This window comes from Anabaena sp. FACHB-595 (genome assembly GCF_048568275.1).
Lineage (GTDB): Bacteria > Cyanobacteriota > Cyanobacteriia > Cyanobacteriales > Nostocaceae > Trichormus.
On the sequence record NZ_CP183473.1, the window covers coordinates 5,706,843 to 5,730,356 of the forward strand.

22 protein-coding genes are annotated in these 23,514 nt (G+C 42.8%); 12 read left to right on the forward strand and 10 right to left on the reverse strand.

The genetic code is table 11. From position 1 onward, the window contains the following. Positions 1 to 220: 220 nt before the first annotated feature. Positions 221 to 1,018 (reverse strand): 30S ribosomal protein S2, encoded by a 798-nt coding sequence (rpsB, locus tag ACN222_RS23940; protein ID WP_010998922.1) that lies wholly within the window; start codon positions 1,016 to 1,018, stop codon positions 221 to 223. Between the two features lie 141 nt (positions 1,019 to 1,159). After that, complete coding sequence (locus tag ACN222_RS23945) at positions 1,160 to 2,128, reverse strand: glycosyltransferase family 2 protein (RefSeq protein ID WP_044522339.1); 969 nt, start codon at positions 2,126 to 2,128, stop codon at positions 1,160 to 1,162. 448 nt (positions 2,129 to 2,576) lie between these two features. Between ACN222_RS23945 and ACN222_RS23950 the strand changes: the two genes are divergently transcribed. Together ACN222_RS23950 and ACN222_RS23955 are read left to right on the forward strand one after the other, a co-directional pair. Continuing rightward, a complete protein-coding gene (locus ACN222_RS23950; protein WP_010998924.1) occupies positions 2,577 to 4,763 on the forward strand; it encodes a PhoX family protein in 2,187 nt (728 codons plus the stop codon). 191 nt (positions 4,764 to 4,954) lie between these two features. After that, positions 4,955 to 5,428, forward strand: a complete 474-nt coding sequence (locus tag ACN222_RS23955) for a hypothetical protein (RefSeq protein WP_010998925.1) — start codon at positions 4,955 to 4,957, stop codon at positions 5,426 to 5,428. An 86-nt stretch (positions 5,429 to 5,514) separates the two neighbouring features. Here the strand turns inward: ACN222_RS23955 and ACN222_RS23960 are convergent, their stop codons facing one another. Further along, a complete protein-coding gene (locus tag ACN222_RS23960) occupies positions 5,515 to 6,054 on the reverse strand; it encodes a PEP-CTERM sorting domain-containing protein (protein WP_044522344.1) in 540 nt (179 codons plus the stop codon). A 358-nt stretch (positions 6,055 to 6,412) separates the two neighbouring features. Beyond that, on the reverse strand, positions 6,413 to 7,033 hold the full coding sequence (locus tag ACN222_RS23965; protein WP_199315915.1) for a PEP-CTERM sorting domain-containing protein: 621 nt from the start codon (positions 7,031 to 7,033) through the stop codon (positions 6,413 to 6,415). 282 nt (positions 7,034 to 7,315) lie between these two features. On the opposite strand from ACN222_RS23965, the gene ACN222_RS23970 reads away from it, so the two are divergent. Further along, positions 7,316 to 8,518 (forward strand): argininosuccinate synthase, encoded by a 1,203-nt coding sequence (locus ACN222_RS23970; protein ID WP_010998928.1) that lies wholly within the window; start codon positions 7,316 to 7,318, stop codon positions 8,516 to 8,518. Between the two features lie 79 nt (positions 8,519 to 8,597). On the opposite strand, the gene ACN222_RS23975 is transcribed toward ACN222_RS23970, so the two are convergent. Next, positions 8,598 to 9,227: a DedA family protein gene (locus ACN222_RS23975; RefSeq protein ID WP_096637210.1), complete on the reverse strand. Its 630-nt coding sequence runs from the start codon at positions 9,225 to 9,227 to the stop codon at positions 8,598 to 8,600. A gap of 458 nt (positions 9,228 to 9,685) precedes the next feature. Between ACN222_RS23975 and ACN222_RS23980 the strand changes: the two genes are divergently transcribed. Then, positions 9,686 to 10,039, forward strand: a complete 354-nt coding sequence (locus ACN222_RS23980) for an STAS domain-containing protein (protein ID WP_190449791.1) — start codon at positions 9,686 to 9,688, stop codon at positions 10,037 to 10,039. Between the two features lie 626 nt (positions 10,040 to 10,665). On the opposite strand, the gene ACN222_RS23985 is transcribed toward ACN222_RS23980, so the two are convergent. Together ACN222_RS23985 and rpsF are read right to left on the reverse strand one after the other, a co-directional pair. Then, the gene (locus ACN222_RS23985; RefSeq protein WP_010998931.1) at positions 10,666 to 11,226 is read right to left on the reverse strand and encodes an Npun_F5560 family protein; all 561 of its coding nucleotides are present in this window, start codon (positions 11,224 to 11,226) and stop codon (positions 10,666 to 10,668) included. Positions 11,227 to 11,492: 266 nt separating this feature from the next. Continuing rightward, positions 11,493 to 11,819: a 30S ribosomal protein S6 gene (gene rpsF / locus ACN222_RS23990; protein ID WP_010998932.1), complete on the reverse strand. Its 327-nt coding sequence runs from the start codon at positions 11,817 to 11,819 to the stop codon at positions 11,493 to 11,495. A 174-nt stretch (positions 11,820 to 11,993) separates the two neighbouring features. Here rpsF and ACN222_RS23995 point away from each other — a divergent pair, with 174 nt between their 5' ends. After that, entirely contained in the window at positions 11,994 to 12,767 is a 774-nt protein-coding gene (locus tag ACN222_RS23995; protein ID WP_010998933.1) for a fumarylacetoacetate hydrolase family protein, read from the forward strand. Positions 12,768 to 12,769: 2 nt separating this feature from the next. Here the strand turns inward: ACN222_RS23995 and ACN222_RS24000 are convergent, their stop codons facing one another. Together ACN222_RS24000 and ACN222_RS24005 are read right to left on the reverse strand one after the other, a co-directional pair. Further along, positions 12,770 to 13,246 carry a Tic20 family protein gene (locus ACN222_RS24000; protein WP_010998934.1) on the reverse strand — a complete coding sequence of 159 codons (477 nt, stop codon included), beginning with the start codon at positions 13,244 to 13,246 and terminating at the stop codon, positions 12,770 to 12,772. 81 nt (positions 13,247 to 13,327) lie between these two features. Next, a complete protein-coding gene (locus ACN222_RS24005) occupies positions 13,328 to 13,525 on the reverse strand; it encodes a hypothetical protein (protein ID WP_010998935.1) in 198 nt (65 codons plus the stop codon). A gap of 600 nt (positions 13,526 to 14,125) precedes the next feature. Between ACN222_RS24005 and glyA the strand changes: the two genes are divergently transcribed. The 7 genes from glyA to ACN222_RS24040 all read left to right on the forward strand — a co-directional run bounded on the left by glyA (position 14,126) and on the right by ACN222_RS24040 (position 21,382). Beyond that, positions 14,126 to 15,409: a serine hydroxymethyltransferase gene (glyA, locus tag ACN222_RS24010; protein WP_010998936.1), complete on the forward strand. Its 1,284-nt coding sequence runs from the start codon at positions 14,126 to 14,128 to the stop codon at positions 15,407 to 15,409. A gap of 194 nt (positions 15,410 to 15,603) precedes the next feature. Next, entirely contained in the window at positions 15,604 to 16,650 is a 1,047-nt protein-coding gene (locus ACN222_RS24015) for a glycosyltransferase family 4 protein (protein WP_010998937.1), read from the forward strand. Between the two features lie 55 nt (positions 16,651 to 16,705). Then, entirely contained in the window at positions 16,706 to 17,980 is a 1,275-nt protein-coding gene (locus ACN222_RS24020; protein ID WP_010998938.1) for a competence/damage-inducible protein A, read from the forward strand. Positions 17,981 to 18,884: 904 nt separating this feature from the next. Next, complete coding sequence (gene ndhL, locus ACN222_RS24025; RefSeq protein WP_010998939.1) at positions 18,885 to 19,097, forward strand: NAD(P)H-quinone oxidoreductase subunit L; 213 nt, start codon at positions 18,885 to 18,887, stop codon at positions 19,095 to 19,097. A 25-nt stretch (positions 19,098 to 19,122) separates the two neighbouring features. After that, positions 19,123 to 19,440, forward strand: a complete 318-nt coding sequence (locus tag ACN222_RS24030; RefSeq protein WP_010998940.1) for a DUF3007 family protein — start codon at positions 19,123 to 19,125, stop codon at positions 19,438 to 19,440. Positions 19,441 to 19,690: 250 nt separating this feature from the next. Further along, positions 19,691 to 20,491 (forward strand): tryptophan synthase subunit alpha, encoded by an 801-nt coding sequence (gene trpA / locus ACN222_RS24035; RefSeq protein ID WP_010998941.1) that lies wholly within the window; start codon positions 19,691 to 19,693, stop codon positions 20,489 to 20,491. Positions 20,492 to 20,734: 243 nt separating this feature from the next. Beyond that, the gene (locus ACN222_RS24040; RefSeq protein ID WP_010998942.1) at positions 20,735 to 21,382 is read left to right on the forward strand and encodes a hypothetical protein; all 648 of its coding nucleotides are present in this window, start codon (positions 20,735 to 20,737) and stop codon (positions 21,380 to 21,382) included. Between the two features lie 56 nt (positions 21,383 to 21,438). Here ACN222_RS24040 and ACN222_RS24045 read toward each other — a convergent pair whose 3' ends face one another. Next, positions 21,439 to 23,367, reverse strand: coding sequence for a serine/threonine protein kinase (locus tag ACN222_RS24045; RefSeq protein WP_010998943.1), 1,929 nt, complete (start codon positions 23,365 to 23,367; stop codon positions 21,439 to 21,441). Positions 23,368 to 23,514: the final 147 nt, after the last annotated feature.

A 23,514-nucleotide genomic window follows, 5' to 3' on the forward strand; every position in this document is an offset into this window, starting at 1 on the left:
GTACGTACTTTTTACTCCCGTTTTTTGCTGGGAAAACCAGCCATTTTTTTGCTGAATTTTCTCAACATTTATTTTGGGATCATACTCAGCGCCATGCAAGTGTGTTGAGTATTTCTATCTTAATCAGGGCTGGGGAAGAAAAAGCGATGAAATTCCAAGCCTGAAGGATGAAATATGAAGCGTGAGCTTGTAAACTTCATCTTTCATCCTACAATTTGGCTTATTCTGCTTCCTCTCCGTCTTCGGGAATCACCGAGTCAGCGTACTCGGTTTCATCGTAATCGTAGTCTTCCTCAGAGCCTTCGTAATCTTCGTACTCTTCTTCTACATCTAGCTGACCGTGACGGCCTTCATAAATAGCATCCGCCAATTTACCCACTATCAGCTTAATTGATCTGATAGCATCGTCATTTGCTGGAATGGGGATATCTACTACATCTGGATCGCAGTTTGTATCCAACATAGACACAATGGGGATGCTGAGTTTTTGACATTCTTGAACTGCGTTGTACTCCCGGCGTTGGTCTACAATTACCACTACATCGGGGACTTTCCGCATTGTTTTAATGCCACCCAAGTATTTTTGTAGTTTCGCCAGTTCCCGCCGTAGCATGGATGCTTCTTTTTTCGGCAGTAAATCTAAAGCGCCGCTTTCTTCCCGACGTTCTAAGTCTTTTAGGCGGTCTACTCTGGTTTTGATGGTTGCCCAGTTGGTGAGCATTCCACCCAACCAACGCTGGTTAATGTAGTGGGAACCACAACGAGCAGCTTCCTGAGCGATAATCCCTGCTGCTTGCCGCTTTGTACCGACGAAGAGAAATTTCTTCCCTTGTTCGGCTTGCGATCGCATATAGTTATACGCTTCATCCATCAAGTGGGCTGTCTGCACCAAGTCGATGATATGTACACCATTGCGAGAGGTGTAAATGTAAGGAGACATTTTTGGGTTCCAACGTCGGGTTTGATGCCCAAAGTGAACCCCAGACTCCATCATCTGAGCCAATGAAACTACTGGCATATTTTTATAACTCCTATTCGGGTTAAACCTCCACCTGGGTGTATTTCCTCACCAGGAAACACCCGAATTCCCAGATGTGCGGAATTTGGTTAGCCATACTAGGGTAACACACAGGTTATCCTCTTATGTCAACCTAATTTTTTACGATACTTTCTGCATTTGGGAATAAGCTTGATAGACACCCTTAACGTTGTACCAGTTGAGGAAAATTCGCGCGATTTCCAAAGCTAACTGGGGTTTCCCCGACTTAATTAACCATTGCAATAGAGGAGCCATTGTGTTTTCATTCAATGCACCATTAAGCGAAAGAATCCCCCAAAGTAAACGATGTAACCATGTCATTTGAATCATCATTCGCACTTCCCATGTGGGATGTTTTTTGTAGAACAAAACACCCATACGTCCGCGTTGAATTTCCTTCTCGATTAAGTTAGGTACTTGTTCTAAATTAAATGGTGGATGCCAATGATAGCCGACAGCCGCCGGACATTTGATGAGTTGTAGTCCGAGGTTTTTGAGTCTGACACCTAATTCTAAATCTTCCCAACCGTAGAGTTGAAAGCCAGTGTCAAATAGTCCAGCTTGTTCTAGCCAATGCTTAGGGATGGCGACATTGCCTGTAGCGAAAAAAGCGGCGGAAAAATCGGTGATTTTATAAGGTTCAGCAGTAGGATTATCGAAATTACAAGTATTAATTACTGCACCGTATGTAAAGAAGCGATCGCTCCCCAATTTCTCTTGTCCTTGCAATAACGCATCTGCATGAGCTTGCAGGAAATTGTCCAGCACAACTAAATCGCTATCTATAAAGATAATTATATCACCCCGCGCCTTTTCTACGCCTAAATTCCGCGCTGCCGCCGGGCCTGCATGGTCTTGCTCGAACCAGCGCACATGGGGAAACTCTTCTTTGTGTGTTGCTAACCAGTCTAATGTGCCATCTGTCGAACCATCATCGACTAAAACAATTTCATATTCGTTAATTACAGTTGATGCGCTGAGTTGTTGCGCCTCTAGGGCGCGGAGGCATTTTTCTAAAATCGGCTGGCGATCGTAAGTCGGTATCACAACACTAATAAACACAGTCTCACCCACAACATTACTACCCATCTCCAGAATAGGACAGTGTGGTACTTCCGACTGTTCCTTATCTAACTCTGATTACGGAGATACTTGCCTCATAAATGCTGCCGAAGCTACTGAAATTTTGTTTTAAATATAGCGATATATTTTCATTGCTAAAGCAGTAATTTTCAGAAAAAAATATATTTTTGCTCAAATAATCCCTATTAATAAATTCCCATTAATCAATATATAACCTGACGTTAACACTGGTTACTTAAATTCACTAAAAGCTTGAAAAATGTCGTAACTACAGGAATATACGCTTGCCTATCCTGTATTCACCACGGACTTTTGCCGTTAAAAATACACAATAAATCAAGCTGTTTCTGAGTGTTCTATGTAAATCTGTAGAGTTTTTATTTACTCAACCTTTCTTGCTATCAAGCGATGAAATAAATAGCAAAATTTGTGAACTTTAAGTGGAGTACTCAGAATGAAAGGACGCTTTCACCCTAAAAATAATCAAACTATCAACCCATCTAGTAACGAGTCAATTCGTGATGTAATTGACCGTATGAGCATGAGTCGCCGTAAATTCATCTTCACAGCTGCTAGTGCGTCACTATTAACTGTTGTGGGTGAAGTTTCTATTGGTGGCTTTCTCCAAAGTGTTGAAGCATCTCCAATTCCGAAAGGAACAGGATTTGCTGGTATTGGGTTCAAGAGTGTTCCCCCAAACCTACTCAACCCAGCTACAGGACTTCTAGAAAAAGACTTGGTTAGTGTTCCCGAAGGATACACAGCCAAAGTGTTGATTGCTTGGGGAGACCCAATCATGCCCACCGCGCCAAACTGGTTGCCAGACGCATCCCAAGGTGCTGCTGCTCAAGAAATGCAGTATGGTATGCACGTTGATGGTATGCACTACTTCCCTCTATCACCTGGGAATGCTGTTGGTCGGACAGTTGGTTCACAAACTAGATCATTAAGAAGTTTCTTAAATCAGAACATAAACACTGGCTTATTGTGTGTAAACCACGAATATACCCAGGAATCAATACTACATGGTTCCGAAGGTCTGAGTCCGGTCACAATTCAAAAAGTGCGTAAATCTCAGGCTGCTCATGGCGTGTCTGTTGTACAAATTACCAAGAATGGTAATGACTGGACTTTCAACCGCAATTCTGAATTTGGTCGCCGCATTACTGCCAACACCCCAATGCGGATTTCCGGCCCTGCGGCTGGTAGTGATTTGTTGAAATCCAAAAAGTTTGCTATCAACCCAGATGGTTCTGTTGAGATTGGTACAAACGACGGTTTCACCGCCTATGGTACAGCAAACAACTGCGCTCATGGTTACACACCTTGGGGTACTTACTTAACCTGTGAGGAAAACTGGAACGGTTACTTCGGTAACAATGGTGAGCCTTTAGCTTCCACTCCAGGGATTAACGATTCAGAAGTTCTAGCAGTACAAAATCGTTACGGTCTTTCTGCCGGTGGCTTCGGCTATCGTTGGCATGAAGTTGACCCTCGCTTCAACAACCGCACCAACCCACTCGAACCCCACACCTTCGGCTGGGTAGTAGAAATCGATCCATACACTCCTAGAAGCACACCAGTTAAACGTACAGCTCTGGGACGCTTCAAGCATGAAAGCGCTCAAGTTGTTGTCGATGACAATAATCGTGTAGCGTTCTATCAGGGTGACGACGAGCGCAACGATTACATTTACAAGTTCGTTTGCGCCCAACCCTATAATCCTAGAAATCGTGAGGCTAACCGCGATTTACTCGACACTGGTGTTCTTTATGTTGCCAAATTTAACGACAACGGCACTGGTCAGTGGTTACCTTTAGTCTATGGACAAAATGGTTTAACACCAGAAAATGGTTTCAGAAACCAAGCTGAAGTATTGGTAAAAACCCGTCAGGCTGCGGATAGAGTCGGCGCGACTATGATGGATAGACCAGAATGGGTAGCTGTACGTCCTCGGATTGGTGGATTTAGAGAGATCGAAGTCTACTGCACCCTGACGAACAACAACCGTCGTGGAACAGGAACCGAATCTGTTAACCAAGCAGACGGTTCAACAACCGCAGGTAGTGCGCGTCCTCCTATAGATAAGTCTAACCCCCGTCCTGACAACCGTTATGGTCACATTATTCGCTGGCGCGAAGATGGTCGCAGTGTTGCAACTACTACCTTCAAATGGGATATTTTCATTGAAGCTGGTGATAGCCAAAGAACTGAACCCAACCTTCAGGGCAATATCAACGGTGATGACCTCAGTTCACCAGATGGTCTCTGGTTTGATGACTTCGGTCGTCTCTGGATTCAAACTGATCAAGCTGGTGATGGTCTTGGTAGCACAGTTAATGGTGTTCCTGAGCTAATAAATATCGGTAGTAACGGTATGTTTTGTGCTGACCCCAACACCAGACAGGTGAGACGTTTCCTAACTAGCCCTCCTGATTGTGAAGTAACTGGTGTTATCACTACACCTGATGGTAAAGCGATGTTTGTCGGCATCCAGCACCCTGGGGATGGCGGGACTACCGCGAATCCCACTCAGAACAGCCACTGGCCTTATAGCCAAGGTTACGGCCTACCTGGCCGCCCCCGTTCGGCAACGGTAGTAATTACCCGCAACGATGGTGGTGTTATTGGTGGTTTGTAATTTAGATTTTTCTAGTTGATCAAAAATAAAGAGACGTTGCATTGCAGCGTCTCTTTATTTTTATAGAAAAAAGCTAGGCTTAAAACCGAGTGGAATTGCAGGCGAACGCGAGTGCGTCTCGTCAGAGAAAAGATTTATAGTGATTTGAAAATCGAGAAATTACTCAGCTACACCCTAATTAAATCCCCACAATGTATAGAATTTTAATATTTGGCAATTCTGGGTCTGGAAAAAGCACTCTTGCAAATAAACTTGGTAAAGACTTCAATATTCCAATTCTGGATCTCGATACTATCGTTTGGGAACCAAACCAAATAGCCATACGCCGTCCTCAAGAAGATTCAGAAAAGGATCTAAGACATTTCATAGACAATAATGTTTCTTGGGTAATTGAAGGCTGCTACAGTACGCTAATCAAAGTTGCTATTGACTTCTCAACTGAAATCTATTTTCTGAATCCTGGCATTAGTAAGTGTCTTGAGAATAACCGCAATCGACCTTGGGAGCCACACAAATTCAAATCAACCGAGGAGCAGGCACAAACATTCGAGTTTCTACAGAATTGGATTCAACAATATGAAGAACGGGATGATGAATTCGGTTATTCATCCCATCGTTCAATATTTAATCAATATAATGGTAGAAAACATGAAATTATTGCATGAACTAATCACCTCAAATTACAGAGACATGACAATAAAAAAAGACAGGTACAAAACCTGCCTAGCTAACAATATTTAAAACATTGTTTCTAGCCTACTAATGTGGCTTTTTTCTTACGCTTCATGAATAGTCCTACGGTAGCAGCGATCGCTATACCACTAACTGCAAAGGGTTCTGGTACTTGACTGTAGCGGACAGTACCCACTTCTGTGGCAAATACTGATCCATCAATTTCATAAAATATATTTCCGCCTACATCGAGATTATTTTCATTGCCGATGAAAAACTTGTCTGCAACAAAATAGCTGAGTCCCAAAAGTTTACCGTCGTTAAAGCTAACTATCGGGTATAAATCATAAAATTCATCATCTTCTTCTGTATAGGTATTACCTAAGTAGTTGAATTTAACTTCTAACCCATTCTCAACTCCCAATGTCTCCAGCCCTAAACCAGTTAAGAATGAGTCATCATATTTAAGAGAACCGAAATACTGACCGGGATTGCTGCCAGATGTAGCATCAACGATGAAATTGTAATTAACGATCGCCGCTTGTGTTGGTTGAACACCAACAGCAGCAACAGAAATTGCCGCAATAGTTGCAATACCTAAACCTTTAGCTAATTTCATGAAAAAATGCTCCAAGCTTAAAAAGTGAAGAATAGTTACGCAATTACACTTAATAAGCCTTCCAATGATCACAAGAGGTTAAGGAATGCCCAACCCAGGGTTAAATACAAACAGCATAACCGTGAAATTACGGAAATATGGCAAAGTGCTGATTACTGAGTTATGAGATAAGATAAGCTATTCTGCTTTTAAGTTGCACAATCCATCGTGAGGGCTGTTAACTTTCAAAAGCCCTTATTAGTATAGTTATACAATTTAGCCGCTCATTAGCTTATTCTTGCACCTACTCCTATCTCTTACTTTTAAAATAAAAACCCCACTGTTGAAGTGGGGAGTGATTCAATCAGGATTTCTCTTATCAGTACAATTGTACTATAAAATTCAAAAAATAACAAGCTGTATACAGGAAATACTGCATCGCTTTTAAAAATGGGCAGTTTTTTTTCTGGCGGTTCGACCACAAACCGACAAAAGTGGCGATCGCTGTGCCGAAAATAGCCAAGGGTTCTGGTACTGTAGAGTAGCTGACTGTACCCGCTTCATTCGCAGACAATAAATCAGCACCCACAATACTATAAAACTGATTACCTCCTGTAAATGGAGTATCTAAGTCACCACCAAGAAAAAACTTGTCTTCAACTAAATAGCTCAGTCCTAAGAGTTTGCCATCTTGAAAGCTAACTAAAGGTGCTACTCCCGTTGGATAATCAACATCATCCAGTTCTGTGTATTGAGTACCCAAGTAATCAAACACAATGGATAATAGTCCATTGCCAACATCCAGACTCTCTTCGCCAACACCGTTTAAGTTCGCGTCATCAAAACTAAAAGACCCAAAATATACCCCCGGATTATCTCCAGTAGCATTCACAGCGAAATTATAATTAACGATGGCAGCTTGTGTTGGTTTAGCTTCAATAGCAGCTAGAGAAATAGCGATCGCAAAAGTAGCAATGCCAAAATTTTTGCTTAACTTCATCAGAAACAACTCCAAAGCTAAAAAGTGAATATTGTGGCGATTTCACTTAAATAAGCTTTGAACCAACGACAAGAGGTTAAAAACAATAGAATAAATGGTTAAGCAGAATGATTGTATTTCAATTTTTTGCGTAGGTAGAGCATCGTTGTAGACATCCCTATGTCAGTGAATGATGATTGATAACTCTCGGATGAGCTTATCAGTTGTTGCACAAAGAAAATATACACGGTGTAGTTAGATATAATAATGACTCATTATTTGTTTTCCTAACTGGAGAAAGCAATGGGTCGCGCCAAAAAGGTTGTTCTGGCATATTCTGGTGGAGTAGATACCTCCGTTTGCATCCCCTATCTCAAACAAGAGTGGGGAGTAGAAGAGGTAATTACCCTAGCAGCAGATTTAGGCCAGGGAGATGAATTAGAACCAATCCGAGAAAAAGCACTAAAATCAGGTGCAAGTGAATCCCTCGTAGCGGATGTCAAAGAAAGTTTTATTAAAGATTATGCTTTTCCCGCGATACAGGCCAACGCCCTCTACGAAAATCGCTATCCGCTAGGAACTGCTTTAGCCCGTCCGTTAATTGCTAAGATATTGGTCGAAGCTGCGGCAAAATACGGTGCTGATGCGATCGCACATGGTTGTACAGGTAAGGGTAATGATCAGGTGCGCTTTGATGTCTCTTGTACTGCACTCAATCCTAATTTGAAGATCCTCGCCCCGGCGCGGGAATGGGGAATGAGCAGAGAAGCAACCATCGCCTATGGTGAAAAGTTTGGCATCCCCTCACCCGTGAAAAAGTCTTCGCCTTACAGCATTGATAAAAATTTACTTGGTCGTAGTATTGAAGCTGGTGCGTTGGAAGATCCCAAATTTGAGCCACCAGAAGAAATCTATGAAATGACAAAGGCGATCGCCGACACCCCCAATGAGCCAGAATACATTGAAATAGGTTTTACTCAAGGTCTGCCAACTACACTCAACGGTATACCTAAAGACCCTGTAGCACTCATTCAAGAACTCAATCAGGTGGTAGGAAGTCACGGTGTCGGACGCATCGACATGATTGAAAACCGATTAGTGGGAATCAAATCACGAGAGATTTACGAATCTCCGGCAATGTTGGTGCTAATTCCAGCCCACAGAGACCTAGAAAGCCTGACATTAACCGCCGATGTTAGCCACTACAAACGAGGTATTGAAGAGACCTACAGCCAAATAGTTTACAACGGTCTGTGGTACAGCCCCCTGAAAGCCGCCTTAGATGCCTTTATTCAAAAGACCCAAGAACGGGTGTCAGGAACTGTCAGAGTGAAACTATTCAAAGGTAACGCCACCATAGTCGGACGCTGGAGCGATAGTTCACTCTACACCCCCGATTTAGCAACCTACGGCGCTGAAGACCAATTTGACCACAAAGCCGCCGAAGGCTTCATTTACGTTTGGGGATTACCAACTCGTATCTGGGCGCAGCAGGATAGAGGTTAAAAACGAGGGATGAGAGAGTAGGGATTGGAAGCAAGATTCACCTCTTTTCTCCCAGTCCCTAATCGCCAGTACCCACTCCCTATTCCCCAGCCGCACGTTTAACCTGGCGCGATTCCAACCATATAGGCACGAGAATCAATGCCGCAAGTATTAGCACAGCTACAATTGCAAATTGACCGACCCAGGCTACCAACTGTTCAAGGGAGATAACTTTACCCGCAAAAAAGGCTAATGTTACCATCAGACTAGCCCAAGCGGTTGCTCCGGCTAGGTTATATGCAAAGAATTTTCCAAAAGGCATTTCAGCTATACCAGCCAAGGGTGCCGCAAAAATTCTTAATAACGCAAAAAAGCGGCCAAAAAACACAGCTTTAGCAGCATTTTGACTAAATTGTTCTTTGATATTTAATAGTTTTTCTTCAGATATCCGAAAAATTTTCCCTATTTGCAGCAAGAAAGGCCAGCCGCCTAGTTTACCAATCCAGTAGCCGCAATTAGCGCCAATTACGGCTCCGGTAACGGCGACACCGAGAACCAGCCAGTAACTCAATTCATCACTGCCAGCCAAAAAGCCACCCACTAGAGTTACGGTTTCACCGGGGATGGGAAGACCCAAATTTTCTAGTAAAATTCCTAGGAAAATAGCCCAGTAACCGTACTGATGGGCAAACTCCTGAATGTTTTCTAGTGAAATCAGCTCAAGAGACATCCCGCACCGCCGTCTTTACAATTTTTTACCATATAGTTTATCTTGGCTCGTTTATGGCTGGGGTGTCAATCAAGCTGCTTTTGGAGATAAGATTAGATTAAATCTATTATATTTATTACTTATTCAGTATTGACAATCAAATAGTGAGCAGTTAATAGCACAAATGCACAATTACAGCGATAAATCAACTTTTTAATTATGAAAAATTTATAAAAACCACGGAAAAATATAAAAATTGTGTAAAAGATACGATTGATACCGAAATCCTTAGGCGTTTGTGCCTATATTGAGAAAAGTTAACACAAATTATACGGCATGAATACTGACGGATAACTGGTCAACTGCATGACTGCTATATTCTGCTTATGCGGGTAGAGCAAGAATTTGCAGATAAGACTTAACCAGTATTAATGTCGTTTCTTGCTTTTGTTGAGATTGCAATTTACTTAGTTAAATTTATGACACTCACTCAAGAACCACAAGTAGTTTTGTTTAAGCCCCAAGGCAGTATAGACTTGCAAGGTGGCTTGGCTTTGACTGAACAGATGACTCAGGCAGGGTCTCAACCGCATCAACTTTGGGTACTTGATTTAGCGGAGGTAGATTTTATGGATAGCTCCGGATTAGTTTCACTAGTAAAAGGACTTACTTCAGCGCGCCAACTTGGTTGTCGCTTGGTTTTATGCAACGTACAAACTCCAGTCCGATTGATTTTAGAACTGACTCAGCTAGACTCTGTATTTGAAATTTTCGATACCTACGAAGAAATTCTAACCCTCGTCAACGATAACAGTTTTGCTTTAGTAAGCTAACCTATAAAAATACGATAGATGTATGGCAATGTCAATATTGAGTGGTGACATTCAGCTAATAGCCATATTTATTCGCCATTGCCTATAATTGCACTTATCGTCGGAGAGCAAAACTTACGAGTGAAAGCAATCTCAAATCTTCTCATCATCGAAGTGCCAGCCTATGCTTTGACAGCATAAACAGGCTTTGCTGATAGCAAAGCCCCACCGATTCAAACTTGAAAAAGCTTTTTTTAGTGTCAAGTAAAACTTTCTAGTCCATAACTTCTAGTTTTCTAGTCTCTCACTGGTTATTTATTGGGCGAGTCGCTGGTCAATGCGGGTGCAGCCGGAAATTGCCAAAGTTAGTATCAAGCTTCTTTGCTAACCATACTGCACCTGGTAGATGATTGTTAACTTTGTGAAAAACCCTACGCATAAAAAAATTTAACGGTCTATGATAGTGATAGCGTCGAGAATATTAAATTAAAAACTTAGCTGATATATATTTTAATTTATGGCGTAAAAATATTTTCACCCCACATAATCCAAGTCTACTTAATAGACTTTTAATGACAAATATAAAGGAAAAGATAGAGGGGTGGAATCTATTCTTTAGTATTGAGATACTTTAAGTTACTACAAAATCACGCGTTATGCACGCTAGGAATATTAGCTTGTCCCGATGTTGGACGGGGGAAGTTAGGCAAATCAATACCACTGTGGCTAGAGGTACGGGTTTTGAGTGCTAGACGATAACTCACACTTTGGAGTTCTGCTTGCAACTGACGGTTTTCTCGTTGTAGAACGGCGACTTTTTCTCTAACGGGAGCCATACGTTCTTCAAACTTACGACGGTAAATTTGGGGTAGTTCCTGCACTACTTGCTCCAACATCCGACTACGGTCTGTAAGTTCTTGTACAGACTGACGCAGTTGGTAAATTTCAGTGTCACGAGATGTGATTTGCTCTTGATAAAATGTTACTTGTTGTTCAACAGCTTGTAATTGCTCTCGCAATGCTTGTAACTGGCTTAAATCATACTCAGACTCCAAGCGTTGGGGCATAAAATTAGTATTGCCCTTGACTAGCCTAAATAGTTCTTGAGATAGCTGTTGTACTAGTTGATCTCGAAGCTGTAGTTCTTGACGCAGCTGCGATACTTCTGTCGATAGAGATTGGATGTTGGGTGTGTCAGTTTGGATCACGGTGGCTTACAGTTCCCATTGACGAATGTCGAACCTTATGTCTAACTGCAATAGTACTGCTTTTGGCAAGTACTTGTTAATCTAGCATTCCCAACTAAATCAAAAAAAAGCCAAAAGGTAAAATTTTTTGTAAAAGGAATTAGGGACTGGGTATTGGGGGACTAAAGATTGGAGTAATTTTTTTCTTTGCTCCCTGCTCCACAGACTCTTACTGAGTATTGAGTGGTGACAACTCAATGCCCAGTATAGATTAGTTAGAGACTATATTAAGCGGTGACAGCAACTTTGTCTTCTTTTTCTTTTGTTACTTCTTGCTTAACTGTTAAGTAACGAATTACTTCTTCGCTCAAACGCATGGCACGTTCTAAAATGGCGATCGCTTTTCCTGGTGCATTGTAGTTAAACTGCACGTAGAAACCATCACGCTGCTTTTTGATTTCATAGGCTAGGCGGCGCTTACCCCGATTTTGCACTTCGAGATCAGTTGCGCCTTGTTCTTGTAGCAGGTTTTGATATTTGGCGATCGCTAGTTCCACCTGTTCATCTGTCAGGTCAGGACGTAGGATGTATAAGGTTTCGTAAACTGTGGACATTATGAGTAAGTCTCCTTTTGGACAAGCTGGCTGCTCGTACTAATTTATACAATAGTCTGATAAGAACTACTTGCATCAATCAACATCTGAGCAACAAGGAACTATAATCTTACCAGTTTTCAATTTGAATCATCAGCTCAATCCGCCGAAATATCAAGGATATTCATCAAAGTTATGGCGCAGCGCTACGTGCGAGTTCAAAATCGGGAAGGTAAGATTTACTATGGGTTACTACAACTGTCTTTCAATGTGCAGGTTCTAGATGCTCCACCGTGGCTGCATGGACAACCCACAGACTTAATTTTAGAACCAGATTATTATCAAATTTTGGCTCCCTGCGCTCCTTCTAAAATTGTCGCAGTCGGCAAAAATTATGCAGACCATGCAGCCGAAATGGGAACGCCAGTTCCTAGTGAACCACTGATTTTTCTGAAGCCACCAACAACGATTATTGCCTCGGAAACAGAGATTAAATATCCTCTCCAGTCACAACGAGTGGATTATGAAGGAGAATTAGCGTTGATTATTGGCGATCGCACTTGTAACTGTACACCAGAGGAAGCCCAAACTAAAATTTGGGGATATACCATTGCTAATGATGTCACAGCGCGGGATTTACAGCGAAAAGATGGGCAGTGGACAAGAGCGAAAGGTTTTGATACTTTCTGCCCATTGGGGCCTTGGATTGTCCGAGAATTGAGTCCAGGGGCAAGATTACAGACCTTTCTCAATGATGATGCTAATCCCGTACAATCGGCGGGAATTGATCAAATGGTATTTGCCCCTGATTTTTTGGTGTCATATATCAGTCAGGTGATGACATTGCTTCCGGGTGATGTGATTTTAACGGGTACGCCAGAGGGTGTAGGAGCTTTGCAACAAGGCGATCGCATCCGTGTGGAAATTGAAGGCATTGGTCGCCTAGAAAACACCGTAGCAGCCCGTTAGCCCTAGCGCACCTGCATATAAACAGCATCAGAAATGGCGGGAATTTCTGCGTAACGTCCCAACAAAGAGTTAGCCACAGAATAGACCACAGCAGCAATGATGCCGATGAAAATAGTTGTGTATAGGGTTTGTATGGCAAAGCCCCCAGTAGGAATCAATCCAACTATATCTGTGAGGATGCTAAACAAAAATATAATGATGTCTAACAATATGGCTTGCATTGTGTTGAAACGAATAAAATGATTAATTTTTTCATTCCTCACTACCAATAACCACAAAACAAAGAAAATAATCAGTCCAGCATAGCGAACGCCGTAATAAATTCTCAATAGTGGAATGAGGGGCAGAAACAGTAGTTGCAAAACTGGAAACTGTCTCAACAAAAACTCACCAAAGGCAAACACTTCAATTAGAGGAAGCAGATAAGGTAAACAAGCAAAAATTCTATCTTTGATGGTTGTAGACCCGCGCCATGTCATCGTGCGTTCTCCTGTGGCTAAATTTCATGAGCTACTTGAGCTTAGGATAACGCAGTTACTCAGCATTACTAGCAATTATGATTATTCTATATGGGCAACACGAAAACCCATGAGACATTCGTACTGCTCTGGCTGTTCTTGAGCTAGTTGACTAATAGCTTGACCACAGGTGAGTTTACCACCACGCCATCGGGGTTGACCACTGCCGTTAGCGAGTAAACAAGATGGACAAACCCTCTCAGGGGCAAGGATTTGATCTTCCATTAAAATGACTAGCATCTCATCTCCTCCTGTAACTCCTCAAATGAACCAAAGTTAGGGCTGAGTAGTGATTAGTGAGTGAAAGTATCCTGACTCAGAACTGAAGTTGGTACGAGCCTTACTTTTTTTTGGAGCAGGTAACCTAGCGGCCTCTTAACTCAGCACGGGTTGAACGCACTGGTAGCGCTAATAGAACTCGGCAGCGTTTTTGGGGAAAATTTTATTCGTAAAAAATTGCCAAGTGAACCTGAATTTATTGTATGTTGTATATCTCAGAGATTAACTCTCTGGGTGAACACTCATATATAAATTATTATTCCTTTTGACAACGAAGCTGAATCAAGCAAGCCATTAGTATTCATCCCACTGATGTATTGAGTGATGGAGAGTATTTATAGTTCATATTTCCGGAGAGAGGCGAATGATGGTTATCCCATTAACCAATCTGGGAGCTAATAATAAATAAATCAGCATGAATAAAAGTCAATGGTACAGATGCGATTCATCGGATGTGTACAGTAGCCAAAATAGATGGAAATCTTGATTGGTGACTCTCAGTTATATGCTGCGCTCAAACAAAATCAACTGTTGTGCAAATTTCCATTAGGTATAGTTGAAGTGACTAGAACAAATTCAGATTTTCTCACTAATTCTGATCCAGCGATCGCCGGATTGATTAATCAAGAACTCCAACGTCAACGCGACCACTTGGAGTTAATCGCCAGTGAAAACTTCACCTCTGCGGCTGTCTTGGCGGCTCAGGGTTCAGTATTGACAAATAAATACGCTGAGGGACTGCCTGGGAAGCGCTACTACGGTGGTTGTGAGTTTATCGATAAAATTGAGCAAATAGCTATTGATCGTGCTAAACAGCTATTTGGTGCAGATCATGCCAACGTCCAACCCCATTCTGGCGCACAAGCCAATTTTGCCGTCTTCCTGACTTTACTCAAACCAGGAGACAAAATCATGGGGATGGATTTGTCTCATGGTGGACACCTCACCCACGGTTCCCCGGTGAATGTTTCCGGGAAGTGGTTCCAAGTTTGTCACTACGGTGTGAGCCAACAAACAGAACAATTAGACTACGACCAAATTCGTGAGCTGGCGCTGAGGGAGCGTCCTAAGCTTTTGATTTGCGGTTATTCTGCTTATCCCCGGATTATTGACTTTGAAAAATTCCGCAGCATCGCCGATGAAGTTGGTGCTTACTTGCTGGCTGATATTGCCCACATTGCAGGTTTAGTCGCAACTGGACTGCATCCTAACCCACTACCTTATTGTGATGTAGTCACAACCACCACCCATAAAACCCTCCGTGGCCCCAGAGGTGGTTTAATTTTGACCCGTGACGCAGAACTCGGTAAAAAATTGGATAAATCCGTTTTCCCTGGAACTCAAGGCGGCCCTTTAGAACACGTCATTGCTGGGAAAGCAGTTGCTTTTGGTGAAGCCTTAAAACCAGAATTTCAAGGCTATTCAGCCCAAGTAATTGATAATGCCCGTACATTAGCCAATCAACTCCAGACTCGCGGATTGAAGCTGGTATCTGATGGTACGGATAACCATTTAATGCTCGTAGATTTACGGTCTGTGAACATGACGGGTAAACGAGCAGACCAGCTAGTGAGTGAAGTAAATATCACCGCTAATAAAAATACGGTTCCCTTCGATCCCCAATCACCATTTGTTACCAGTGGTTTGCGCTTGGGTTCACCAGCCATGACCACACGGGGAATGGGAGAGGCGGAATTTACCGAAATTGGTAACATTATCGCCGATCGCCTACTCAACCCAGATTCAGACACAGTCGCTCAAGATTGTAAACGTCGGGTAGCCGCATTGTGCGATCGCTTCCCCTTATATCCGCACTTAGAAATTCCTGTACCAGTCTTAGCGTAGGGATGAAGAAGCAGGGGAGCAAGGGGAAAAATTTAGAGAAAGATTATCCCCTTTTCCCCCTGCACCCTGCCCCTCTGCCCAATTAGTCCCCAGTCCCAAATTCCTCACTGATCAGGGTCTGAAATATAGTAAAAATAAGTAGGAAACCTCCCTCATCACATTTTTGTTTCATAAACTACTCATTAAAAATACAGATGCCTGCTCAGATTTATCATCTGATTGCCTTCTTGGTGGCGGCGGTAGTCGTTCTCTGGACTACGCCCGATGTCAGAAAAATTGGTATAAAAAGTGGACGTGTTGACCGCCCTGGCGATCGCAAAATCCATGACCGTCCGATGGTGCGTCTGGGAGGAGTTTCTATCTTCGCAGGTACAATAATTTCCTTAATGGTTGTTTGGTGGCTAGGTGGGTTTAACAATCTCTCACCAGAAAAAGAATGGCAAATTTGGGGTGTTACCTTAGGTGGTTTAGGCTTTTTTCTCATCGGTCTAGCCGACGATTTATTAACCCTGTCTCCCTTGGGACGCTTGTTGATACAAGTGATTGTTGCTGCTGGTGCATGGAAAGCCGGTGTCAGCATCGATTTCATTAGCATCCCCACGATGGGAATAGTTGACCTTAACTTTCTCAGTTTGCCCATCACCGTTATCTGGTTGGTAGGCATGGTAAACGCCATCAACTGGATTGACGGTTTAGATGGGTTAGCGGCTGGGGTATCGGGAATTGCGGCTGTGGTGATGCTGCTTGTGTCTTTGTTTATGCACCAACCGGCAGCAGCGTTAATTGCAGCAGCTTTAGCTGGCGCAGCCTTGGGATTTCTCCGCTATAACTTCAACCCCGCTCAAATTTTTATGGGTGATGGTGGTTCCTATTTTATGGGCTTCACCTTAGCTGCTGTGGGTGTCATTGGTTTGGTAAAAATTCCGGCTTTTACAGCAGTTATTTTGCCTTATTTAATTCTGGCCGTTCCCATTGTCGATATGTCAGCCGTGATTCTCTCTCGCATCCGCCAGGGTAAATTGCCTTGGGTTGCTGATAAACGCCATCTCCACCACCGATTGTTACAAGCTGGTTTATCTCATCGCTGGACGGTTTTGTTTATTTATTCCTTAACTTTGTGGGTGGGGAGTTTAGCGTTAGTTGTGGCTGGTGTACCTAGCAGTATTGCTTACGCTGGTGGTTCAACATCCCTATTAAGTTACGTTATTTGGCGAGCTTGGAGGGTTTCTCAGCAAAAGTGAAAAGGTAAAAGCAATAAAGTAGTATTAGCGCCTTTTGCCTTTTTACTTAAATTACATGAGTGCAGAAATTATTTGTGTTGGGACTGAACTGCTTTTAGGAGATATCCTCAACGGAAATGCTCAATATCTAGCGCAGCAACTAGCCCAGTTGGGTATTCCTCATTACCATCAAACAGTAGTTGGGGATAACCCAGACCGAATTAAGCAAGTTATAAAAATTGCTATCTCCAGAGCTAATATTTTGATTTTTACAGGTGGTCTAGGCCCTACACCAGACGACTTGACTTGTGAAACCATTGCTGATTTTTTCGGTTCGCCTTTGGTAGAAAGTCCGGCAATTATCGAAGATATTACGCAAAAATTTGCTCAACGTGGTCGGGTGATGACACCAAGTAACCGCAAACAAGCTTTGATTCCTCAAGGCGCAGACATATTACCGAATCCCACGGGTACAGCCCCTGGTATCATCTGGGAACCTCGTCCTAATATGACAATTTTTACCTTTCCTGGTGTACCTAGTGAAATGCACCGGATGTGGGAAGAAACAGCAGTACCATTTCTCAAAAGTCAAGGCTGGGGTCAAGAGATTATTTATAGTCGCAGTCTCAAGTTTTGGGGAATTGGGGAATCTGCATTAGCAGAAAAAGTGACAGCTTATTTAAACTTACCTAACCCTACGGTAGCGCCCTACGCCGGGAAGGGAGAAGTAAGGCTACGTGTTTCAGCAAAAGCTCCTTCAGAAGCAGCCGCAGAGGCTTTGATTGCACCAGTAGAGAAGCAAATTAAAGACATTGCTGGCTTAGATTTTTATGGTGTCAATAATGACAGTTTGGCCTCCGTCGTCGGTGAGTTGTTGCGGAGTTCAGGGGAAACCTTGTCGGTAGCAGAATCCTGTACTGGTGGTTTGTTAGGACAAATGTTGACGGAGATTTCCGGTAGTTCTGATTACTTTTGGGGTGGGGTAATTTCTTACGACAACTCGGTGAAGGCGGGGTTGTTAGGAGTGAACTCAGAAGATTTAGAAAAATTGGGTGCAGTCAGCGATACCGTAGCCGAACAAATGGCTATGGGTGTAAAAACCCGCTTATCAACAACTTGGGGATTGAGTATTACGGGGATTGCTGGCCCAGACGGAGGGACAGAGACTAAGCCTGTGGGTTTGGTTTATATCGGGTTAGCCGGGCCAGGGGATGAAGTAAGCAGCTTTAAATATAATTTTGGTACAATGCGCGTTGGGCTACGCCCCACCGTAGGTGATCGCTCTTTTATTCGTCATTTAAGTGCTTGTACAGCGCTGGATTTACTACGGCGGCGCTTGTTGACAAGGTAAATAAAGAAAAGCGATAGTCTACAACTATCGCTTTTCTTTATTTTCCCCGATATCAATTGTTTGGTATATTTATTACTATCACCAGTCTTTAAACGTAGAAAACGTAAAGCAGTATAGATACAAATATTTGAATAACCATAAGCTTGCCGTGGCTGGCAAATTTATGGTTAAAGTTACAAGAACTTGCTTTTATGGGGGTGGAGGGACTTGAACCCACACGACCGTTTAAGGTCAACGGATTTTCATTCTCCCGCAGCTTTCGCTACTGCCTATTGGCTTTGAGAATTGGACTCTCTCTTTACCCTCGTCTTGACGTTAGGGTAGCTCCCGTCGAGTCTCTGCACCTTCCGATTAGCTGTAAGTTATCTGTTGTTAACTTACTAATTACTACTTCGGCTTGGCTCAGGATTGCCTTGTCTATAGCTAGATTTAGGTTTCCCTGAGTTTGAGAGCATCCACTTAAAGAATTTCTTCTCTAAGGCTCAATTATTTAAGTCCGTAGCGTCTACCATTCCGCCACACCCCCCCATTGTGCTGGGAGCTTGTTATATTTTGGAGGCAGCAAATACCCCCTCATATATTCCACCATTAAATGCGTATTTTGTCCAACTAGATTGAAAAATTTTTATCTCCCCTGGGAAATTAGCTGTAGCTAGCTGAGAGTTGCATTTGCTTCCTCGCATTTAACTAGACTTAGCATCTTCAATCTTGCCCGACAAGAACACTACTTCTTTACTGGCTTTGCCATTGTAGCATTATCTTATAATTTTGATCAGCAAGAATCAGGAATTTTTGCTGGACTCATTTAAAAGCCCAATATTTATGGTGTCTCCAGGCTTTCAGTTCAGCCTATGATGGAAAATAGATGCACCAATTGATCTGATCCACTCAAAGACAAGGATTTATGATTGTACCCCTGCTATATCTGGCTTTAGCCGGAGCTTATTTATTAGTTGTCCCCGTCGCTTTACTGTTTTACTTAAAGCTGCGCTGGTATGTGGTTAGCTCTATTGAGCGCACCTTTATGTATTTTCTGGTGTTTTTGTTCTTTCCAGGGTTATTGGTTTTATCCCCATTTGTAAACCTGCGCCCCCGTCCACGAAAAATCGAAGTTTAATCAAGATTGGTAGGTCATAAATCTCATGCGACGTATTGACGCTATTGGAATTGGCATTGGCATTTTCATTGTCGGTGGTTTGGCATATCTAGGATTCCAGCTATTCGGCTTAGATGGTCAACAAGCTGGTATTTGGAGCCAAGTTTTACTAGTCATTGGTTTGATTGGCTGGTTAGCCACCTATGTCTTGCGTGCGGTGGGAAAAAATTTGACCTACCATCAACAACGGGAAGACTATGAAGAAGCTTTCTTCCAAAAACGGCTAGACGAATTAACTCCTGAAGAATTAGCCAAGATTCAAGCTGAGATTGAACAAGAGAAACAAACTCAGATTAATTCGTAATAGCCTGCGGCTAGGCTAACGCCAACGTAATTCGTATAGAACTTACCCATGAAAGCGAAAAATCAAGGGTTTTGACAAGGGTGTAGAAAAGGATACAGGGGTGTAGATGTTTAAAACCCTTACCCCCTTACACCCAGTCTCAACAGAAAACCTGGGTGGGTAAGTCCTATTCGTGGTGGAGCGTAAGTCTTACAGTGGTCAGTTGTTTGTTACTATTGACTACTGACCACTGACTACTGATCACTGACTAATGACCGCCATTTCCGATCGCTTTGAAACCCTCAAACAGAATCAAGAGTGCGCTCTAATTCCGTTTATTACTGCTGGTGATCCTGATTTAGAAACTACAGCCGCAGCCTTAAAGATTTTAGATAGCAATGGTGCTGATTTTATCGAATTGGGTATCCCTTATTCAGATCCTTTGGCAGATGGACCAGTAATTCAAGCAGCCGCTACCCGCGCTTTACAAAATGGTACAAAGCTGGAAAGGGTACTGGAGATGTTAAAAGCTACTATTCCCAGTTTAAGAGCGCCAATTATTTTATTTACCTACTACAATCCCATTTTGCATCGGGGAATTGACAAGTTTCTGGAACAAATCGCGGCGGTTGGTGTAGCCGGTTTAGTAGTGCCTGATTTACCGCTAGAAGAGGCCGCAGGACTACTTAAACCGGCTACTGAACGGGGGATTGATTTAATTCTATTGATTGCCCCTACAAGTTCATCTGAGCGAATAGAAGCGATCGCTCATTCTTCTCAAGGGTTCATCTATTTGGTCAGTGTCACAGGTGTTACAGGGGTGCGATCGCAAGTAGAAGTCCGTGTATCTGATTTATTACGACAAATTCGTCAGGTCACAGACAAGCCCATTGCTGTAGGTTTCGGCATTTCTCAACCAGAACAAGCCACCCAGGTGAAAGAGTGGGGAGCCGATGGGGCAATTGTCGGGAGCGCCTTTGTCCAACGTTTAAGCGCAGGAACACCAGCAGAAGGACTCAGTGCGATCGCGGAATTTTGTCAAAGTCTGAAGGCAGCCATCAAAACATCTTGATGATTACGATAAAGTAGATTACAAAAGTATAACAGTGTAGTTTTTTTACACCTATTTTGTGGACAATTTAACATTTATGGTCTTGAATATTATCATCAGAATATTCATCTGTAAAAAAACTAGCTGAAACAGCAGCTTAATATTTTGGGTATTATGTGAATTAAGTAGGCTAAAAGATTATGAGTGTGAGAGTAGGTCAGTCAAACGTTATGGAATTTACATCGCAGATGAGGGGTGAAGGCGATGAGTGAAAGTATGGCATTTATCGGCGGTGTCGCCGTAGCTGGACTGGCGGCTCTCTTGATGCTCAGGGGAACAGGTAATTCCCTACAGCCTAACTTTGGAGTGGCTTCACAAATGCCAGCTAACTTAGTAGCGCCCCAGGTGATGCCGCCGCAATACCCACCTTATGGGCAAGCACCATATTCTAACCCACAACCAGCCGCACCAAATCCTGTGCAAACTGTGGAATTAGAACGATTAAAAATGGATTTTGAACGCTTAAAGAGTGACAATGAACAACTAAGAGCGCAAAACCAACAACTCCAGTTCCAATTCCAAAATTGGAACAATAGCCAACAGATGCAGTTAGCTCAACAAAATACTCAAAGAGTAGCATCTGCCGCGTTACAACCCCAAAGCTCTTGGTGGAATTCACCTATGGTCTGGGCTGTTGGTGGAGCAACTTTGACAATTGGCGGTGGTATTGTTGTCGCTGGCGTACTATCTTTATTCTCACCACGTTCACGCCCCACCCGTACAGTACAAGTTATTCACCCATACCAAGGCCCCACACCACCATTGGTTCCTGTACGTAGGGCTGAATTCCTGCCCTCAGCCGGGATGGAAGCAAGACGGGTTGAAGCTCATGAGTATGACGAAATGAGATAAGAAGGCAGGGGGCAGGAGGTATAATTATTTATCTCTACCTACTCCCTACTCCTTAATTAATAACCACCTTGAGGAGGTTCTTCAGAACTGGGTGTTTCATTGATAGATTCTTCCTCATAATTACGTGATTCTTCCATATCATTATTTGGCTCCCCTGGATTTTCTGTCTTGGGGAGTGCTTGTTTGGCTACATTTTCGGTGGCTTGTTTAAATACAGGTTCTAACTTATCTTGCCAATATTTAATATTCGGTAATTTTTCTGGCTGATTTTTGTATTCTAAAACTTTATCCCATTGACCGTTTTCTAGGGCTTTGTTGATGTCATTAAACAGGGCATCAGCTTTTTGCCAATCTTGCTGCCACTGATTAATCATGGCACTGGTTTCTTTAATACCGGCAGAAGCATTTGCCGGGATTGATCTTAGCATGGCGATCGCTCCGACTAAATCCCCTGATTCGTACTTCTTCCTGGCTTGTGCCACAACTTTAGTGGTGTCTTCTTTAGGTTGTGCTGCTTCCGTTGGCTGAGAGTTTGGGGAAGCTTCTGGTTCTGGTGCTGAATTAATAAAAGAGTCTAATTTCGGTTGGGGTTTAGGTACTGGTCTAGCAGCAATCAGAGTACTATCATCAACCGTTTTCAAGGCAATACCTTTATCCCGTAGGCAAGAAGTCCACTGTTGATCATTAATAATCACATCCGAATGCGCCCAAGCCAAACGACTAGAGTTAAATTTTATTTCTACCCAACCTCGTTTTGTCCGTTTACCTGTGACCTCAAAGTTAGTATTAACACCAATGGTTTGTAAAACCGTATCGGTATTAATCGAACTAGGTTCAGAACGGATATTAGAATTACCAGCTACTACAGCCAAGCATTTATTTCCTGATGTAGCGTTATTACTCAAAACATTAGCAGCAAAATTTTTCACATTGGGATAAAAGTTAGCTACTAAGGCAGCCGCGCCACCCGCCAATACAATCCCAATTAATAGAGGTAATGGGTCAGAGTTGTGAGAGTCTTTACGTCCAGGTTTGGTAACAACTGGGTTTGTTGGCGCAACGGCTACAGTTTGCTGGCGAGAGACAGGGGATGATGGATTAGCTGATTGATAGTAGGAGTTCTTGAGAGACTTTGCTGATGTGGAGGATACAGCTACTACAGGATTAAGAGCATTTTGTAAGGCTTGTAAAGCTTCTGAGGCAGTTTGGTAACGATCTTTAAAGTGATAGCGCACCATTTTATTTAAGACTACTGCCAGGCGATCGCTTACATTGACTAAATGCCGCCAAATGAGTTCTCCTGTTTGGGGGTCTTCTTGTAACTGTGTGGGTAATATACCCGTCAAGGCTTGAATGGCTATAATCCCCAAAGCATAAATATCGCTGTTAGGACGGGGTTTACCTTGCCCTTGTTCTGTAGGCATATAGCCAGGAGTACCAATCGCCACGGTAGCAGATGATTGTCCTCCCACTGTCACCAGTTGGGTACGCAATTGTTTAACCGCCCCAAAGTCTACTAAAACTAACTTATTATCAGCAGTGCGACGGATGATGTTATCTGGCTTGATATCGCGGTGAATCACCCCTTGATGATGGACAAATTCCAAGATACACAAAATTTCTTGCAACAGGTGAGTAACTTGGCCTTCACTCCAACGATTGCCAGGGATAAGTTCCTCTGTCAGAGTATGTCCGTCAATAAACTCTTGGACTAAATAAAATTCTTGATTTTCGTCAAAATAAGCCAGTAACCTGGGTATTTGGTCATGATGACCCAGATTTTCTAAAGTTTCGGCTTCGCTGTTGAAGAGGCGTTTGGCTGTTTCAAATACTCTGGGGTCAGATGTGGCAGGCTTGAGGTGCTTGACAACACAGGTGGGGTTGCCTGGCCGTCGGGTATCCTGAGCAATGTAAGTTTGACCAAATCCCCCTATTGCCAGGACTCTAATTACTTGGTATCGATGATCTAGTAGCTTGCCAATCATATTCCCTCCCCAGAGTTATTACCTAGATTCTGCCGATGGTAATAAATATCTCCAATTTTTTTTACATGAAATCCGCTATCTTGATAAAAGATTTGGACTATATAAGCAATCTTTTTAATAAACAAGACTGTAAATTTTTCTTTTAGT